We start from the raw sequence: 13,846 nt of genomic DNA, 5'->3' as shown, positions 1-13,846 counted from the left end.
GGAAGGGACACGGGGATGCGCAAGTGGGGACCGCTGGTCGCGGTCGGCCTCGGGGTGTTCATGCTGCTGACCGACGTCAGCATCGTGATCGTGGCGCTGCCGGACATCGGCGCCGGGCTGGACATGGGCTTCGACGGCCTGCAGTGGGTGCTCGACGGCTACGCGCTGGCGCTGGCCGCCCTGTTGCTCGGGCTCGGCGCGCTGGCCGACCGGGTGGGCCGCCGCCGGGTGTACACGGCGGGCCTGGCGGTGTTCGCGCTCGCCTCGCTGGCCTGCGGGCTCGCCCCGGACGGCGCCGCCCTGGTGGTGGCGCGGATCGTCCAGGCGGGCGGCGGCGCGGCGATGTTCGCCACCGCCATGGCGCTGCTCAACCTCGCCTACCGGGGCCGCGACCGGGCGGTGGCCTTCGGCGTCTGGGGCGCCGTCAGCGGCGCGGGAGCGGCCGTGGGGCCGGTGGCCGGCGGCCTGCTCACCGAGTACCTGGGCTGGCGGTGGGTGTTCCTGGTGAACCTGCCGGTCGCCCTCGCCGGCCTGGTCCTGGCCCGGCGCACGCTGCCGGAGTCCCGCGGCTCCGGGGACGGTCGGCTCGACCTGCCCGGCGCCGCGGCCTTCACCCTCGCGGCCGGCGCGGCCGTCCTGGCGCTGATCCGCGGCGGCACGGACGGCTGGGGCTCGCCCGCCGTCCTGGGCGCGGGCGCGACCGCCGTGCTGGCGCTCGCGGCGTTCCTGCTGGCCGAACGGCGGGCCCCGCACCCGCTGCTGGACCTCGCGCTGTTCCGCCGCCCCGCCTTCACCGGGGTGATGCTGTGCGGCGCCGTCTACTCCGCCGCCGCGTTCTCCTCCCTGCCGTACATCTCGCTGTGGCTGCAGTCGGTGCTGGGCCTCGGCCCGATGGCCGCCGGGCTCACCCTGCTGCCGATGAGCGCCGCCGCCCTCCTGGTCTCCGCGCTGACGGGCCGCCGGCTCGCCGCGCTGCCGACGGCGGTGCCCCTGGCCGGCGGCCTGGCCGTGATCGGCCTGGGCGGCCTGCTCCAGACCGTGCCGGCCGGGCCATCGGGCTGGGCCGCACTGCTGCCCGGGCTGGCGCTGAGCGGCCTCGGCGTCGGTGCGGTCAGCCCGGTCCTGGCCTCCGCCGCGATGGCGGCCGTTCCGCCGGAGCTCGGCGGCACGGCCGGCGGCGCCCTCAACACCTTCCGCCAGCTCGGCCAGGCGCTCGGCATCGCCCTGCTCGGCCTCGTCCTGCACCGGGGCCTGCGCGACGCCCTCGCCGGGCACCCGGACACCGTCCCGGACCCGGACGCCGCCGCCCGCGCGCTGGGCGCCGGCCGCGCCGTGCCCGGCCTGCCCGGGGACCGGCTCCGGACCGCCTTCGCCACCGCCCTCGACCACACCCTGCTGGCCGGCGGCCTCACCGCCCTGGCGGGCGCCGCGCTGGTCGCGGCCCTGCTGCGGCGACGCCCGGAGCCGGCCAACCCGGAGCCGGCCCACCCGGTCGACGGCCACCCGCCGGTCGACGGCCGCCCGCCGGCCCCGGCCGACGCCGCCGCCCGCCACCGGGCAGCCGGGTCGTAGCCGTGCCGACGCGTCCGGCTCCCGCGTGTCCTCGGTCACGCTCGCGGTGCGGGTGGTCCGCGGGGCGCCGCTGCCCGTCGTCCCGGCCCCCCGGGATGTCGGCGCCCTCCTCCATAATCGCAGGGACAGTCTTCGACGAAGGACCTCACCTCTGTGACGATCGCCCAGCACGAGCTCGAATCCCGACTCTGGGACGCCGCGAACGCGCTCCGCGGTCCCGTCGACCCCGCCGACTTCAAGACCTACGTCTTCCCGATGCTGTTCTGGAAGTGGATCAGCGACACCTGGGTCCACGAGCACGACACGGCGCTCGACGAGTACGGCGACGACCTGGACGACGAGATCGAGGCCGACTTCCACCGGTTCGAGCTGCCCGAGGGCACGCTGTGGAGCGAGGTCACCGGAAAGGCCACCAACCTCGGTGCGGAGATCGCGAAGACCTTCCAGCGCATCGAGATGGCCAACCCCCGCTCGCTCGCCGGCGTCTTCGGCGACGCCTCGTGGGGCAACCAGGAGCGCATCCCGCAGTCGGCCCTGCTGGGGCTCGTCCGGGCGTTCGACAGGATCACGCTCGACCCGTCGACGGTCTCGCACGACCTGCTCGGCGCGGGCTACGAGTACCTGCTGAAGAACTTCGCCGACGAGTCGGGCAAGAAGGCCGGCGAGTTCTTCACCCCGCGCGAGGTCGTGAACCTGCTCGTCGGGATCCTCCGGCCCCGGCCGGGCGAGTCCGTCTACGACCCGTCCTGCGGCTCCGGCGGGATGCTCGTCGCGACGATCAACCAGCTGCGCGAGTCCGGCAAGGACCACCGCACGCTCCGGGCGTACGGCCAGGAGATCAACCTGACGACGGCCTCGATCGCCCGGATGAACCTCTTCCTGCACGAGATCGAGGACTTCGACATCAAGCGCGGGGACACCCTCCGCGCTCCGGCGTTCAAGACCGCCGAGGGTACCGTCCGCCGGTTCGACACCGTGATCGCCAACCCGCCCTTCTCCCTGACGAACTGGGGGGCGGACCGCTGGTCCTCGGACCCGCGGGCCATCTGCGGCGTTCCGCCCGCGAAGAACGGCGACTACGCCTTCGTCCAGCACATGGTCTCGTCGATGAAGCCCGGATCCGGCCGCGTCGGCGTCGTGATGCCGCACGGCGTGCTGTTCCGCGGCGGGGCGGAGGCGAAGATCCGCCGGGGCCTCATCGAGAAGGACCTCCTGGAGGCCGTCGTAGGGCTGCCGTCCAACCTCTTCTACTCGACGTCGATCCCGGCCTGCCTGCTGATCTTCCGCGACCGGAAGTCCGAGGAGCGCAAGAGGCACGTGCTCTTCATCGACGGCTCGGCCCTGTTCGGCAAGGGCAAGAACCAGAGCGTGATGTCCGAGGAGGACGTCAGGGCTCTCATCGAGGCGTACCGGACGGGCGGCGCCCCGGACGGCCGGGAGGGCGCGAACGTCCGACTGGTGCCGTTCGAGGAGATCGAGCGGAACGGCTTCGACCTGAACATCGGCCGCTACATCAAGGTCGCCGCGGAAGAGACCGCCGATCCGGGTGCCGCGCTCGTGGCGTACGCCGACGCCCGGCAGCGCCGCATCGACACCGAGGCCGTCATGTTCGAGCGGCTCGCCGCGGCGGGCGTCGACCTGAGCATGTTCGGGGTGTCGGGTGAGTGAGTGGGTGCCGACACGGCTGGGGGACGTGACGTCCCCGGTCCAGGAGCTCGTCAGGGTCGCCCCGGGGACCGAGTACCCCCTGCTGGGCGTGAAGTGGTACGCCGAGGGTCCGTTCCTCCGTGAGGTGGTGACCTCGGAGACCTCCAAGGCGACGCGCTTCTACCGCGTCCGGCCCGGTCAGTTCATCTACAACCGCCTGTTCGCCTGGAAGGGGGCCTTCGGGCTCGTGGGCGACGACCTGGCCGGCTCCTACGTCTCCAACGAGTTCCCGCTGTTCGACTGCGACCGCGCCCGGCTGCTGCCGGAGTTCCTGAGCCTCCACTTCGGGCAGGCGTCCGTGTGGTCGTACGTCGCGCGCGTGAGCACCGGGACGACCGCCAGCCGAAGCCGCTGGAAGGAGGCGCAGTTCAACGACTACGAACTCGCCCTCCCGTCCCCGGCCACCCAGCGGCGCATCGTCGACGTGATGGCCGCGGTGGACGCGCAGATCGAGGCGCTGGGGGAGGAGGCCGACCGGGCCTGGGCGTCGTGGCAGGCGGCGGTGGCGGGTCTGGACGAGCACGAGGGCCGGCTGCTCCTGTCGGACGGTCTGCGCGCCATCGAAGCCGGCAAGAGCCCGAAGGGACAGGAGCGGATCCCGGCTCCCGACGAGCGGGCCGTCCTGAAGATCAGCGCGGTCGGTCGGGCGCGGTTCCTCCCGTCCGAGGTGAAGACCGTCGACGCTGGCACGGTGCTCCCCGAAGCCACGAGGGTGCGGTCCGGCGACGTTCTCCTGGTCCGCTGCAACGCCGTCCTCGACCGCGTCGGAACGGTCTGCCGCGTGCACGAGGTCCCCGACAACCTGTACCTGTGCGACAAGACCCTGCGGCTCGTGCCGGACGAGGATGTCCTGCACCGCGGCTACCTGGTGCACGCGATGGCGACGCCCAGCGTCCGCGACCAGATCGCCCGGCTGACCGCCGGTTCCGACATGCGCAACATCGGGCAGCGGGCCATCCGGGAGCTCGCGATTCCCGATCCCGGGGCCGAGGCGCAGGCCGTACTCGCGGCAGGCCTGGACGGGCTGATCGCGGGGGCACTGGCGGTCGAGGCCGAACGCTCCCACCTCCGCACCTTCCGCTCCGCGCTCCTGGCCTCTCTCCTCAACCAGGAGATCGAGATCCCGGAGTCGTACGACGCTCTGCTCGAAGAGGTGTCCTGACATGGGTTGGACGGAAGCGAGCACGATCCAGCGCTCACTGCTGGAGTGGGCGGAGGAGACCGGCTGGGAGCGTCTGCGGGGGGACGAGCTCCCGCGCCGCGAGCATGACGTCATCGTCGAGGACTGGGCACGCGAAGCGTTGCTCGCGCTGAACCCGGAGCTGGCCGACGACCCCGAGTCGGCGGACCTCGTGCTGCACGAGCTCAACCAGGCGGTCCTCGACGCGCACAACGGTCTCGTCGCGGCCAACGAGCGGCTGACCGTGATGCTCCGCGGCGACCACTCGTTCACGACGATCGACGGCAGGCACGTGCCGCGCCGGCTGATCGACTTCGAGGACCTCGACAACAACCGCTTCACCGTCGCCGACGAGGTCACCGTCGACGGCGCCGCCAAACCGCGCCGGTTCGACGTCGTCTACTACGTCAACGGGTTCCCGCTGGTCGTCGCCGAGACCAAGACGCCCGTGAAGCACCAGGTCTCGTGGGTCAACGCCGCGAAGGACCTCCACGACGTCTACGAGGCGGAATACCCGGGCTTCTTCGCGACGAACGTCTTCAACGTCGCCACCGAGGGCCTGGAGTTCCGCATGGCTCCGATCCGTGCGGTTCCGGACCCCGACTCCGAGATCTGGGCCCCCTGGGGGTCCACCGGGGACGACCCGAGGACCGTCACCGGACCGGCCCGCGTCGAGCGGGCCGCGCGCCTGCTGCTGCGGCCGGAGACCGTCCTGCCGATCCTCAAGGACCTGGTGATGTTCCGTCACGCCAGGGACGCCTCCGAGGTCGACCTCAAACTCCTGCCCCGCTACCCGCAGTTCGAGACGGCCCTGGCGATCCACGCCAAGGTGCTGGCCGGCCGTCCCGGCGGACTGATCTGGCATCACCAGGGGTCGGGCAAGACCGAACTCATGGCGTTCGCCGCCGCCCGCCTGCTGCGCGACGACGCGGTGACGCGGAGGTTCGGGAGCGCGCCGACGGTCATCGTGATCGCCGACCGCAAGGACCTGGTCCGGCAGACGGCGGAGATGTTCGAGACCGCCGGCATGCCGCGGATGTCCGTGCCCCGCAACCGGCGGGAGCTGCACGCCCTGCTGCGCAGCGGTGAGCCCGGGGTGATCATCACGACGGTGCACAAGTTCGCCGAGGCCGGCCACCTGAACGACCGGTCGAACATCGTGGTCCTCGTCGACGAGGCGCACCGCTCGCAGGAGGGGAAGTTCGGCGACGCCTGGCGCGCGGCGGTGCCGAACGCGAAGTTCTTCGGCGCGACGGGCACCGCCGTCGAGGACAAGGCCCGTTCGACGTTCAAGCTGTTCGGGGACCCTGAGGACCCGGACTTCGTGATGTCGCGCTACACGCCGGAGCAGTCCATCGCCGACGGGTTCACCAAGCCGGTGATCGTGGAGGGCCGCTCCGTCGGGTTCGAGCTCGACAAGGAGGCCCTGGACGAGGCCTTCGACGAGCTGGCCGCGGAGGAGGGGCTGGACGAGGAGGAGAAGGTCTTCCTGTCGGGGAAGGCCTCGCACATCGAGACGATCCTCTCCAGCCCCGAGCGCGTGGCGGCGGTGTGTGCCGACATCGTCGGCCACTTCCTCACCCATGTCGCGCCCCTGGGGCAGAAGGCCCAGGTCGTCGCGTACAACCAGCGCCTCGTGATCGCGTACGCCGGCGCCATCGAGGCCGAGCTGGCGCGCCGTGCCGCCGTCATGCCGGACGGGCGGCTCCGTGAGGTCGGCGTGGTGATGCACGTCGCCGACGGCAAGGAGACCCCCGCGGAGTACCGGAGGCACCTGCTCACCCCGGAGCAGGAGGAGGCGCTCAAGCGCCGCTTCAAGAAGGTCGACGACCCGCTGTCGTTCGTCATCGTCACCGCGAAGTGGATGACCGGCTTCAACGCGCCCATCGAGGGCGTCCTGTACCTCGACAAGCCCGCCAAGGACACCAACCTGTTCCAGACGATCACGCGGCCCAACCGCCCGTGGAGGAACCCCGTCACCGGCCAGCGCAAGGACTTCGGGCGGGTCGTCGACTACATCGGCCTGGCGAGGGCCATCGGCAAGGCGGTCGCCGGCCCGAGGGCGGAGGACGGCGAGGAGCGCGAGCTCAACGTCACCGACGCCTCCAAGCTGGCGGGGAAGTTCGTCACCGACCTCACGCGCCTCCTGCACCTGTTCGACGGCATCGACACCGGCGACTCGTCCTTCGGGTCGCTCGCCGAGGCCCACGAGCGGATCCCCGAGGGCGACGAGCGGCGCTCCGAGTTCATCGAGACCTACGTCGCGCTGCAGACGGTGTGGGAGTTCCTCGACCCGCACCCGGTGCTCCGGCCGTTCCGGGGACAGTACTTCTGGCTCGCGAAGGTGTACGAGTCGATCCGGCCCAAGGACGTCTCCAAGACGTTCCTCTGGGCACGCCTCGGCGCGAAGACCAGGGCCCTGATCCACAGCCACATGACCGATGTGGACGTGACGTCGATGCCGTCGAAGACGGTCACGCTCGACGCCGCCGGCCTGGCGCTGGTGAAGAAGATCGCCGAGCAGCTGCAGCTCGCCGAGCGGCAGACGCCGGAGTCGAGGACCGATGACGTCTACCAGGAGGTCCTCGACTCCATCGAGGCCCGCCTCCGGCGTCGGCTCGCCGCCACCGGGAGCCCGGCGTACCGGTCGCTGGCGGAGCGGATCGAGAGGCTCCGCACCAAGGCGATCGAGAACGTCGAGGACTCACTGGCATTCCTTGAGGAAGCACTGAGGATCGCCCAGGACGTGGTCGCCGCCGACCGGGCGGCGGTACAGGGCGACCACGGAACGCTCGAACGCCTGGCCGACCCGAAGCGTGGCGCGCTCACCCAGATCGTCACGGAGAACACGCCACCCGGACTGCACAGGATCGTCCCCGACATAGCCTCGCGGATCGACACGATCGTCGTCGAGGTCGCCTACGCCGGCTGGAGCGCGAGCGACGCCGGCGACAAGCGCGTTCGCCGCGAACTGCGGTCCGCCCTGAAGGAGTACGGCCTGCCGATCAAGGGCGAGCTGTTCGACCGCACGTACGAGTACGTGCGGGAGAACTACTGACCGACGCCCACCGTCCGGCCCCGAAGACATCGAGGCCGCCCCCGCCCGCCTCCGAGACCGTGGACCCATCCGCACCCGGCCCCGCACTTCGGCACTCCCCGAAACGACCCCGGGCAGTGCCGAGGGCACCGCCGGCGCCCGCCCGCGTGCCGAGGAACAACAAAGGCCCAGGTCACGGTTTGGGTGACCTGGGCCTCTACTGAGCCGCCTATGGGATTCGAACCCATGACCTACGCATTACGAGTGCGTTGCTCTGGCCAACTGAGCTAAGGCGGCGCCGTTGCCGGAAGTCCTGGCAACGCGGGCCAGTCTACACAGGTTGGCCGGTGATCCGTAACGCGGTGGCGGGGTGGGGTCAGGCGGAGGAGACGGCGAGCTTGGCGGCGAAGCCGGCAAAGAGGGCGGCGACGCCGCTGGTGAGACCGGCGGAGAGGCGCTTGCGGCGGCTGAAGGCGGTGGCAAGCGTGGTGCCCGCGAAGATCAGCAGGGAGAGGTAGAGGAAGCTGAAGGTCTGCAGGATGCCGCCGAGCAGGGTGAAGGAGAGCACCGGGCTGCCGTAGGAGGGGTCGACGAACTGGGTGAAGAAGGAGAGGAGGAAGAGGATGGCCTTGGGGTTCAGCAGGCTGATCACCAGGGCGCGGCGGAACGGGCGCTCGGTGGACTCGGCGGGGTCGGCGGCGGGGGCGGTCGCGGGGCCGGCGCGGTGCTCGCGCCAGAGCTGGCGGGCGGCTCGCAGCATGCCGATGCCTATCCAGAGCAGGTAGGCGGCGCCGCCGAACTTGACCACGGCGAAGACGGCGGGGTTGGCCTCCAGGAGGGAGGCGGCGCCGAGCGCGGTCAGGCTGATGAGGGTGAAGTCGCCGACGAACACGCCGGCGGCGGCGCGATAGCCGGTGCGGACGCCCTTGCGGGCGGCGACGGACAGCACGTAGAGGGAGTTGGGGCCGGGGAGGAGGACGATGACGAGGGCGCCGAGGACGTACGTCGCCAGGTCGTTGACTCCGAGCACGGTGGGCTCCGGTGGGGTGGGAGAGCGGTGAGGGGGCGCTCATCCTAACGTCGTACCGGAAGCTTTCTCAGGATCAGGACCCGCAGCGCTTCCCGTCCTCCGGCGCCTCGCCGGCCAGCAGATAGCGGTTGACCGCGCCGTCGAGGCAGACGTCGTGGCGGCCGTACGCGGTGTGGCCGTCCCCGTCGAAGGTCAGCAGGCGCCCGGACTCCAGTTGGCCGGCCAGGGCCTGCGCCCACGCGTACGGGGTGGCCGGGTCCCGGGTGGTGCCGACGACCACGATCGGTGCGGCGCCGGCGGCCCGGACGGTGTGCGGGGTGCCGGTGGCCCGGACCGGCCAGTAGGTGCAGGTCAGCGCCATCCAGGCCATGTCCCGGCCGAACCGCGGCGAGGTCCGCTCGAACTCCGGCACCGCCCGCGCGGCGTCGTCCGGGCCGGCGAACGGCGCGGGCAGGTCGAGGCAGTTCACCGCCGCGTTGGCGGACATCAGATTGGGATAGGAGCCGTCCGCCTCCCGCCCGTAGTAGGCGTCCGAGAGCTTCAGCAGGCCGGTGCCGTCGCCGGAGCGGGCGTCGGCGAGGGCGGTGCGCAGCCGGGGCCAGAGGAACTCCGCGTACATGGCCTGGACGACACCGGTGGTCGCCTGTGCCTCGCTGAGCCGGCGGCCGGCGTCGGAGGTCGGCAGCGGGCGGGCGTCGGCCTCCGCGAACAGGGCGGCGAGCTGTTCGCCCGCCTGTTGCTCGGTGCGGCCGAGCGGGCAGTCCGCGCGGGCGGCGCAGTCCCGGGCGAAGGCGGTCCAGGCGGTCTCGAAGCCGCCCGCCTGGGTGCGGTTCCCGGCCAGCGAGTCGAGCGACGGGTCCATCGCGCCGTCGAGCACCATCCGGCCGGCGCGGCCGGGGAACAGGCCCGCGTACGTCGCGCCGAGGAGGGTGCCGTAGGACTTGCCGACGTAGTTCAGCCGCTCGTCGCCGAGCAGGGCGCGCAGCACGTCCAGGTCGCGGGCCGCCTCGGCGGTGCTCAGGTGGCCCAGCCGGGCGCCGGCGCCCTGGCGGCAGCCCTCGGCGAACTCCTTGGCGGCGGCCACCACGGCGTCGACCTCGGCCGGGTCGTCGGGGGTGATGTCGACGGAGGTGTACGCGTCCATCCGCTCACCGCTCAGGCAGCTGACCGGGGAGCTGCGGCCGACCCCGCGCGGGTCCACCCCGACCAGGTCGTACCGGGCCCGCACGGCGGCGTCGTACGTCCGGGCCGCGCCCTCGACGTACTCGACGGCCGAGCCGCCGGGGCCGCCGGGGTTGAGCAGCAGCGAACCGAGGCGGTCGCCGGACCCGTCGGGGACGGCCGGGGCGCGGACGGCGGCCAGGGTGAGGTCGCCGTCGGCGGGGTGGTCGTAGTCCAGCGGCACCCGGAAGCCGGTGCACTCGTAGCCGTCGTCGCAGGGCGACCAGGCGAGCCGCTGCCCGTAGTAGGGCGCGAGCGCGGCGGGCACGGCGGCGGGCAGCGACTCCAGCGGGGTGACCGGCGACGCGGACCCGGACCCGGAGGTCCCGGCGGCGGCCCCGGACGGCGTGGCGGAGCTGGTCACGCCGCCGCCGGCCGGGGCGGCACCCGGGGTCGTCCCGGCGGCCGAGCAGCCGCCCGCCAGCAGTCCGGCGGCCAGGACGGCGACGGCCGCCACCGCTCCTCCCCCGCGCCCGGCGCGCACCAGCGCCGGGGCGTCCTGCCGCCTGTCGGCCCGCATCCGGGATCCCCTCAGTCGTTCACTCCCGGTGGCCCCACTGCCACCGGGAGTACCGGAAGCGTAGTGCCGCGCGCGGCCGGGCTCAGGACGCCTTGCCGAGCGCCTCGCCGAGGTACTGCGCCGCCTGCCGGACCAGCCGCAGCCGGATCCGGTCCGCCGAGTAGTCCGTCGCGTTGTCGGAGATCCGCACCTCGGCGCGGGCGGCGGCGCCGGTCCCGCCGCGCAGCGCCGACTGGAGCTTGCGGGCGGCATCCACCCCGGCGGTGTCGGCCTTCCCGGCGGCGAGCAGCAGCCTCGGGGTCCCGGTGGCGGGCGCCTCGGCGCCGGTGCGGGCGAGCGCGGGCGCGTCGTACTTGCCGGAGACGGCCGCCGCCGCGCCGTACAGGTCGGGACGGGCCAGGCCGGCGGCCGCGGCGCAGGGCGCGCCGTCCTCGACGCCGAGCGCGCCCCAGGCCGCCGGGCCGGGCGGCAGGGTGCGGAAGGTGGCCGCGATGGTGGTGCGCAGCGCGGCGTCGTCGGCGACCGCCATCGGGGCGGCGGCGACCAGCTCGCAGGGGTGCGCGGTGCCGTTCGGCGCCTCGGGGGCGACCAGGATGAACGGCTTGCCCTTGGCGCTCTGCACGGCGGAGGCGAGGCCCTCGAAGACGTCCGGGACCTCGGCGTCGGCGGTCTTCCTGGGGGTGGCGGCGTGCATCACGACGACCGGGAAGCGGGCGTTCGGGTCCTTGGCGTACTGGGCGGGCAGCCAGACCCGGACGTTGCGCGGATGGCCGTCCGGGCCGGGGACGGCGGACTGCAGCAGCTCGCCGCCGCCCGGGTGGCCGACGCTGTCGAAGCGGCTGACCACCGGCAGGGGTGACGGCGTCGGCACGGACGGGGCGGGCACGGCGGCGTCCGCGGCCTCGGCCGGCGGGGCGGCCTGCCACCCCCCGCCCGATCCGTCGAGCCGCCCGGCCACCGATCCGAGCGAGCCGGCCGAGCCGGTCAGGCCCCCCGGTCCGCCCGCGCCGTCCGCGGCACCGTCGCCGCTCAGCGCGCCGAAGGTGCCCAGCGCCGTCAGCAGCGTCAGCACCGTGACACCGACCCCGCAGACCATCGCCCCGGCCGCCCGCAGCAGCATCGGCCGGTGCTCCCCGGCCAGCTCGTACGTCTCCGCCGCCCGCAGGTCGCGCCAGCGCAGCAGCGCGCCGCGTGCCAGCCAAACCCCGCCCCCGGCGGCGGCCAGCAGGGGAACGATCAGGAGCGAACGGACCATGGGACGCACCACCTCGGAGGAGGGCCGGCCGGCCGTCGGTCGGGCCCGGCACCGTACGGGACACGACGGCCCCGGCGGCGGGGCGCAGTCGGCCCCCAGCGTGCGGGACGAGCCGGGGCTCGCACACGCGTGTGCCCGGCGCGTAACGCACGTTCACTCGAAGGTGGGACGCCGAACGGAGGCGTCGGGCCGAACCGCGCCCCCGGCAGCAGACCGGCCCGACGGCGCGGCCCGCCCCGACGGTGGCTCGGCCCGCGCCCGGGGCAGACCGGCCCGCCCCGACGGCGGCTCAGCCCGCGCGCAGCGCCACGGTCATCGCCTCGACGGCGAGCAGCGGGTCGACGTTGCGGTCCAGCGCCCGCCGGCAGGCGAGCACCGCCTCGATCCGGCGCAGCGTGGACTCCGGCGGACCGGCCTGGGCGACCCGGTCCAGTGCCTGCCGCTGGTCCTCGTTGGCCAGCGCCCCGGTCGAACCGAGCTGGAGCGCGAGGACGTCCCGGTAGAAGCCGAGCAGGTCCAGCAGGGCGACGCCGAGGGTCTCGCGGCGGGTCCGGGTGGCCCGGCTCTTCTGCCGCTTCTCCAGTTCCTTGACCGCCCCGGCCATGCCGCGCGGTGCCTTGCTGCCCTCGGCCGCGCCGTACGCGGCCCTGAGGTCGTCGGTCTCCTTGGCGTCCTGGGTCTCGGCGAGCGCCTCGGCGTCGGCCTTGGCGGTGTCGACCAGGCGCTGGGCGGCGGCCAGGCAGCCGCCGATGTCGCCGACCTCCAGCGGGATCCGCAGCACGTCGGTGCGGCGGGTCCGGGCCTGCTCGTCGACGGCGAGGCGGCGCGCCCGATCGACGTCGCCCTGGCCGGCCAGCGCGGCGAGCCGGGCGGTGTGCGGCTCCACGCCGTCGCGCCGCACCAGCATGTCGGCGACCGCCTCGGCGGCCGGGGTGCGCAGCACCAGCAGGCGGCAGCGGGAGCGGATGGTCGGCAGCACGTCCTGCACCGAGGGGGCGCAGAGCAGCCAGACGGTGCGCGGGGACGGCTCCTCCACGCCCTTGAGCAGCGCGTTGGCGGCGGCCTCGGTGAGCCGGTGGGCGGCGTCGACCAGGATCACCGACCAGCGGCCGCCGGTCGGGTAGCTGGAGGCGCGCAGCACCAGGTCGCGCATGTCGCCGACGCCGATGGACAGGCCGTCGGTGCGCACGTACTTCACGTCGGCGTGGCTGCCCGCGAGGACGGTGTGGCAGCCGTCGCAGAAGCCGCAGCCGGGCGTGCCGCCGAGCGCGAGGTCGGGGCTGGTGCACTGGAGCGCGGCGGCGAAGGCCCGCGCGGCGGTGGTCTGGCCGGCCCCGGGCGGGCCGGTGAACAGCCAGGCGTGCGTCATCAGCGAGGCGTTGCCGCCCGCCTCCGGATCGGCGCCGCGCCCGGCGCCGACGACCGCCCCGGCCGCCCGGGCGGCGGCGGTCAGCTGCTCGACCACCCGCTCCTGGCCCACCAGGTCGTCCCAGACGGCCACTGCTGCTCCCAAGCTCGCTACGGACTACCGCTCCCGCCGTCGAGCATACGTGGCGGCTACGACGGGCCCGGGCCGCGCGGGAGGCCGGGCGGACGGCCACCCGGGAAGCCCGGCGGGAAGCCGGCGGGAAGCCGGGCCGCCGGGCCGCCGGGCCTGGAGGAACCCGGCCGGCCGGGCGCCGGTCAGCTCCGGCGGCCCCAGCGACGGCCCTTGCCCTTGCCGTCGCCCTGCCCGCCCTGACCACCCTGGCCGTCCTGCCCGCCCTGGCCGTCCGGAGCACCCGGTCCGCCCTGGCCGCCGGTGTCACCCCGGCGGTCGGCGCCGCCGGAACCCGGACGGTCGTCCTGGCCCCAGCGGGCCCACTCCTCGCGCGAGCCGAGCAGCGTGTCGGTCAGGCTCGGCAGGTCGTCCATCGGGGTCTCCTCCGCCCAGTCCGGGCGCGGCCGCTGGTCGGCGGCGGGCCCGTCCTGCTGCGGGTCGACCACCGGAAGCTCACGGGTGCGCTCCACCGGGCGCTCCTCGGTCTCCGGCCGCCCGGTGCGGGGCCGCCCGTCCCGCCAGGTGTCCCGGGGCGTCCGGCCGGCCGGGGCGCCCGGCTCGATCCGGGGCAGCACGGCCGTCGAGTCGGCGTCCTCCGCCGGGATCCGCGGCAGCACCGCGGTCTCGTCGGCCGCCGGCCCGTCCGGCACCACCGGCAGCTTCGCCGTCGCCGTGAGGTCCGCCGCGCCCCGGCCCCGCAGCGAGAGCTCCTGGGTCGCGTCGTCGCCGTGCCCGGTCCGCGGCTGCGCCGCCCCGGTGTCCCGCACGGCCCGCAGCTCGGTGG

General features: G+C 74.2%; 8 protein-coding genes, 1 tRNA gene and 1 pseudogene. 4 read left to right on the top strand and 6 right to left on the bottom strand.

Features of this window, described 5'->3' with window-relative positions; translation table 11 throughout:
• Positions 1–15 precede the first annotated feature (15 nt).
• The 4 genes from ACFVVL_RS24615 to ACFVVL_RS24600 all read left to right on the top strand — a co-directional run bounded on the left by ACFVVL_RS24615 (position 16) and on the right by ACFVVL_RS24600 (position 7,517).
• A complete protein-coding gene (locus tag ACFVVL_RS24615; RefSeq protein WP_387678658.1) occupies positions 16–1,572 on the top strand; it encodes an MFS transporter in 1,557 nt (518 codons plus the stop codon).
• Between the two features lie 153 nt (positions 1,573–1,725).
• A complete protein-coding gene (locus ACFVVL_RS24610; protein WP_387678655.1) occupies positions 1,726–3,240 on the top strand; it encodes an N-6 DNA methylase in 1,515 nt (504 codons plus the stop codon).
• A gap of 25 nt (positions 3,241–3,265) precedes the next feature.
• Positions 3,266–4,441 carry a hypothetical protein gene (locus ACFVVL_RS24605; RefSeq protein WP_387678653.1) on the top strand — a complete coding sequence of 392 codons (1,176 nt, stop codon included), beginning with the start codon at positions 3,266–3,268 and terminating at the stop codon, positions 4,439–4,441.
• Position 4,442: 1 nt separating this feature from the next.
• Positions 4,443–7,517, top strand: a complete 3,075-nt coding sequence (locus ACFVVL_RS24600; RefSeq protein WP_387678650.1) for a type I restriction endonuclease subunit R — start codon at positions 4,443–4,445, stop codon at positions 7,515–7,517.
• A 202-nt stretch (positions 7,518–7,719) separates the two neighbouring features.
• Here ACFVVL_RS24600 and ACFVVL_RS24595 read toward each other — a convergent pair.
• From ACFVVL_RS24595 to ACFVVL_RS24570, 6 genes and pseudogenes are all read right to left on the bottom strand, one after another.
• Positions 7,720–7,793 (bottom strand) — tRNA-Thr (locus ACFVVL_RS24595).
• A 79-nt stretch (positions 7,794–7,872) separates the two neighbouring features.
• The gene (leuE, locus tag ACFVVL_RS24590; protein ID WP_387678647.1) at positions 7,873–8,526 is read right to left on the bottom strand and encodes a leucine efflux protein LeuE; all 654 of its coding nucleotides are present in this window, start codon (positions 8,524–8,526) and stop codon (positions 7,873–7,875) included.
• 73 nt (positions 8,527–8,599) lie between these two features.
• Positions 8,600–10,267: an alpha/beta hydrolase gene (locus tag ACFVVL_RS24585; RefSeq protein WP_387678644.1), complete on the bottom strand. Its 1,668-nt coding sequence runs from the start codon at positions 10,265–10,267 to the stop codon at positions 8,600–8,602.
• 82 nt (positions 10,268–10,349) lie between these two features.
• A complete protein-coding gene (locus ACFVVL_RS24580) occupies positions 10,350–11,522 on the bottom strand; it encodes a hypothetical protein (RefSeq protein ID WP_387678641.1) in 1,173 nt (390 codons plus the stop codon).
• Positions 11,523–11,811: 289 nt separating this feature from the next.
• The gene (locus ACFVVL_RS24575; protein ID WP_387678638.1) at positions 11,812–13,023 is read right to left on the bottom strand and encodes a DNA polymerase III subunit delta'; all 1,212 of its coding nucleotides are present in this window, start codon (positions 13,021–13,023) and stop codon (positions 11,812–11,814) included.
• Positions 13,024–13,205: 182 nt separating this feature from the next.
• Positions 13,206–13,846: pseudogene (locus ACFVVL_RS24570) on the bottom strand (hypothetical protein); the annotation flags it as partial.

Origin of the sequence: Kitasatospora sp. NPDC058115 (assembly GCF_042884635.1) — a bacterium.
GTDB lineage: Bacteria > Actinomycetota > Actinomycetes > Streptomycetales > Streptomycetaceae > Kitasatospora.
The sequence above is the reverse complement of the archived record's forward strand: the minus strand, read 5'-3'. Positions and strand labels throughout refer to the sequence as shown.